We start from the raw sequence: 4,027 nt of genomic DNA, 5'->3' as shown, positions 1-4,027 counted from the left end.
ACAAAATCTGGAAAATCATCTAAATCAGTATAATCCTGAGAAAGACAAACTCCGCTTCTTTTATCTTTACTGAAACCGATATCCCCGTAGGAACGCTTCTATATCCATCTTCTTCTTGCCTTCCAGCTGTATTTCGTCCAGGTATAAATACCCATCCGGCGCTGCAATTTTCACGTAGGTTTTCTGATCTGTATCGAAGTCTCCTGGCGCTTTTGAGGGCGTTGTATGTTCTTTATGCGCTTTGTATATTTTCAGGTTTTTGCCCTGGAAAGTAGTCCAGGCAGCGGGATATGGGCTTAAACCTCTTACATGATTGTAAATACTGTCCAGTGGTTGTTGCCAGTTGATCTGACAGGTTTCCTTGAATATTTTAGGGGCATGTTTTATTTCAGCTGCCGGAATATTCGCCTGAGGAGTTCCCTGTATATTTCCGGCTGCAATGGCCTGTACTGTTTTCAGCAGCAGGGTGGCGCCGGTTTGCATCAGCGCGTCATGGAGTTCTCCGGCAGTTTCATCTTCCCGGATCACTACTTTATCGCTGAACAGGATATCGCCTGTATCTATTTCGTGTTGTAGCTTGAATGTTGTTACACCTGATTCTTTTTCACCGTTGATGATGGCCCAGTTAATCGGCGCTGCTCCGCGGTAATTGGGTAACAGGGAAGCATGTACGTTGATCGTACCTTCCGGCGGCATATTCCACACCATTTCAGGTAGCATACGAAACGCTACAACTACCTGCAGGTCCGCTTTTAAGGCGGTTAGGTCTGCAATGAATTCCGGATTTTTCAGTTTTTCCGGTTGTAGTACATGTAGTCCTTTGCTGACAGCATATTGTTTCACCGCACTTTCCTGCAGCTGTAAGCCGCGGCCAGCCGGCTTATCCGGCGCTGTAATTACGCCAACAATGTTGAAGCCATTTTGCACCAATATATCCAGAGACGCCACCGCAAAATCAGGCGTACCCATAAAAATAATACGGAGATCTTTACTCATAGGATGCAAAAATAACGAGAACTAAGCGAATTTTGTCTTTGTTCAGGATTATACTGATTATACTGATTTTCCAGACTATATTTTGATTTAAAAGATTTTGGGAGATATAAGCGGACAAAATTTCGTCCGCTTATATCTCCCAAAATCTTTTAAATCTTATAAAAATCAAAAAAGCAAAAATCTGGAAAATCAGTATAATCAGTATAATCCTGAACAAAGACAAAATTCGCGTCAATACAATAAATACTTTGCGCGTATCACTTTGAACTTCGCTAATCCCGGTTCCCAGCTTTTGCGGATATCCGCTTCAGAAACCCCTTTCACGATCTGTTGCTGTAACTGCGTGTTACCGGCTACTTTGCTGAAGAAGGGGATAAAGAATTTGTCTTTATCCGGGAAGATCCGGTAGGCATCTATGAGCCATTTCAATTCAATTTTACGGCCTTTACGGGGTACAGTTTCCGGTACATTGCTCAGGTCATAACCGTAGCACAGCTGGTCTTTCAACACCGGGTTGGGATTGGAAGCGCTGGCGCGTGGAGTAAATGAAAAGCCTTGTTTAGGAAACAGGGGAGAGCCATATACCTGGAAAGGTTTGTCAGTGCCTCGTCCGAGGCTGAGCACTGTTCCTTCAAAAAAGCAGGTAGACGAATACAGGTTGATGGCCGCCATATTAGGCAGGTTGGGTGACGGTTTGATGGGTACGCGATAGAAGGTCTGGTGACTGTAGTTTTCGCAGGGAATCACTTTAATATCGCATTGTATGCCTTTGCTGAGCCAGCGTTCTCCATTCAGCAGGCGGGCATATTCACCAACGGTCATTCCGTGAACAATAGGAATGGGTTGCATGCCGATGAAAGAACGGTAAGCGGTATCGAGGATGGGGCCGTCAACGTAGTCCCCATTGGGGTTGGGACGGTCCAGTATGATCAGTGTTTTTTTGTTTTCCGCGGCAGATTCCATGAGTTCCTGCAGGGAAGAAATGTAGGTGAAGAAACGGGTGCCTACATCCTGTATGTCAAAGACGAGGATGTCTATATCTTTCAGATCCGCTGCCGTCGCTTTGCGGTGTTGTCCGTAGAGCGATATGATAGGAATACCGGTAGCAGAGTCAATACTGTTGGCTACCTTCTCTCCATGGCCGGCATTGCCTCTGAAGCCATGTTCGGGGCTGAAGATCTTTTGAATTTTTACATGAAGCTTCAGCAGGGAGTCTACCAGGTGTGTGTTTCCGATGGTGGCGGTTTGGTTAACCATCATGCCTACCCGTTTATTTTTTAACAGGGAAAGATAGCGGGAAGTCTGCGTGGCACCTGGCAATACAAGGTCCGCATATTGTGCGGAGGTTTCAAAAAAGCACCCGGCCAGGAGGATGCAAATAAGTAGTATACGGTTCATACCGTTAAGATACGGCAAAGGTTTATTGGCTGCATCAAAAAACGCGGATTATAGCAGCTTTTTGTATCTTGCGCGTAATTATTAACACTAAACAATTAATTTTTATGCAAGCTGTTAAAAACGGGGATACAGTGAAGGTGCATTACCATGGCCGTTTAACGAACGGAACTACCTTTGATTCTTCTGAAGGTAGACCGCCGCTCGAATTCAAGGTAGGTGCCGGTATGGTTATCAAAGGATTTGAGAATGGTGTGCTGGACATGAAAGTGGGCGACAAGAAAACCATTCATATCCCTGTTGATCAGGCATATGGTCCCAAAAGCGAAGAGATGATCATGGATTTTCCAAAAGAAAATATCCCGGCTGATCTGAATCCTGAAGTGGGCATGGAATTGCAGATGAGCAATCCACAAGGTCAGGTATTTCAGGTGAAAGTAGCTGCTATCGGCGAAGAGTTCATTACCCTGGATGCTAACCACGCTTTGGCTGGTGAAGACCTGGTATTTGACCTGGAACTGGTTGAAATCGTATAATATTTGGGGATTTTTGACATCCGGGTGGAGTGAAGTACTGCATCGGGATGTTGGAAATCCCTAAATTTTTGTCTCCCTCTGAAGTGTTGTTTGTTAATTATTATCTCCACCCAAGCGCCGCTAATGGCCTGCTCCCGATGATGTTTCCGGTGACTAAAGGCTGATTTCATCTTACGTAAACAATCTGCACAAAAACAACTACCATAGTTAGCTTTTAGCTGTTAGAAAATGCAGCGAAGATGATGATATGTTGCTCTTCGCTGCATTTACTAAAAGCTAAAAGCTAATGGCTAACAGCTAACAGCCGCATTCTCGCGTTCTTCGCTGCTGTCACCATATTACGCAGTGCTGATTCCGTTTCTGCCCACTTGCGTGTTTTCAGGCCACAGTCCGGATTTACCCAGATATTACGGGCCGGCAATAGCTGTGCTGCTTTATGTAGTAATGCCTCCATTTCAGCCACTGTTGGCACTCTGGGGGAATGGATATCATATACCCCGGGTCCGGTTTCATTGGGGTAGCGGAATTGTGCAAAAGCTTCCAGCAACTCCATTTGTGAGCGGGAGGTTTCTATGGTAATCACATCCGCGTCCATGGCGGCGATGTGTTCAATGATATCATTAAATTCTGCATAGCACATATGCGTGTGGATCTGGGTGGCATCATCGACGGTGCATACTGCCAGGCGGAAAGCTTTTACGGCCTGTTCCAGATAGTCCGCCCGTTGGGATTTGCGGAGAGGCAACCCTTCGCGTAGTGCAGGTTCATCTACCTGAATCACAGTAATACCAGCGTCTTCCAGGTCTTTTACTTCGTCCCGGATGGCCAGTGCCAGCTGGAAAGCGGTTTGCATACGGGATTGATCGTTGCGCACAAATGACCATTGCAAAATAGTAATGGGACCGGTGAGCATACCTTTCACCGGTTTGTTCGTGAGTGATTGTGCATAACGACTCCAGGCCACCGTCATGGGTTCTGGCCGTTGTACGTCACCAAAAATAACCGGTGGTTTTACACAGCGGGTACCATAACTCTGTACCCAGCCATTTTGTGTAAATACAAATCCATCGAGTTGTTCTCCAAAGTATTCAACCATGTCG

Annotated in this window: 3 protein-coding genes and 1 pseudogene; 1 reads left to right on the top strand and 3 read right to left on the bottom strand. The window is 45.8% G+C overall.

Annotated elements, in window-relative coordinates:
* Positions 1–66: 66 nt before the first annotated feature.
* Positions 67–996 (bottom strand): methionyl-tRNA formyltransferase, encoded by a 930-nt coding sequence (fmt, locus tag VIP81_RS29380; protein ID WP_331970172.1) that lies wholly within the window; start codon positions 994–996, stop codon positions 67–69.
* 231 nt (positions 997–1,227) lie between these two features.
* On the bottom strand, positions 1,228–2,394 hold the full coding sequence (locus tag VIP81_RS29375) for an exo-beta-N-acetylmuramidase NamZ family protein (RefSeq protein ID WP_331970169.1): 1,167 nt from the start codon (positions 2,392–2,394) through the stop codon (positions 1,228–1,230).
* Positions 2,395–2,498: 104 nt separating this feature from the next.
* Between VIP81_RS29375 and VIP81_RS29370 the strand changes: the two genes are divergently transcribed.
* On the top strand, positions 2,499–2,927 hold the full coding sequence (locus VIP81_RS29370; RefSeq protein WP_133810109.1) for an FKBP-type peptidyl-prolyl cis-trans isomerase: 429 nt from the start codon (positions 2,499–2,501) through the stop codon (positions 2,925–2,927).
* Positions 2,928–3,210: 283 nt separating this feature from the next.
* Here VIP81_RS29370 and VIP81_RS29365 read toward each other — a convergent pair.
* Positions 3,211–4,027 (bottom strand): annotated as a pseudogene (locus tag VIP81_RS29365) (5-methyltetrahydropteroyltriglutamate--homocysteine S-methyltransferase); the annotation flags it as partial.

Source organism: Chitinophaga sp. (assembly GCF_036566945.1).
Classification (GTDB): domain Bacteria; phylum Bacteroidota; class Bacteroidia; order Chitinophagales; family Chitinophagaceae; genus Chitinophaga.
The sequence above is the reverse complement of the archived record's forward strand: the minus strand, read 5'-3'. Positions and strand labels throughout refer to the sequence as shown.

Excerpts from the sequence above, each read along its gene's own strand:
- fmt (WP_331970172.1), bottom strand. The coding sequence starts at position 996 with ATGAGTAAAGATCTCCGTATTATTTTTATGGGTACGCCTGATTTTGCG.
- VIP81_RS29375 (WP_331970169.1), bottom strand. The coding sequence starts at position 2,394 with ATGAACCGTATACTACTTATTTGCATCCTCCTGGCCGGGTGCTTTTTT.
- VIP81_RS29370 (WP_133810109.1), top strand. The coding sequence starts at position 2,499 with ATGCAAGCTGTTAAAAACGGGGATACAGTGAAGGTGCATTACCATGGC.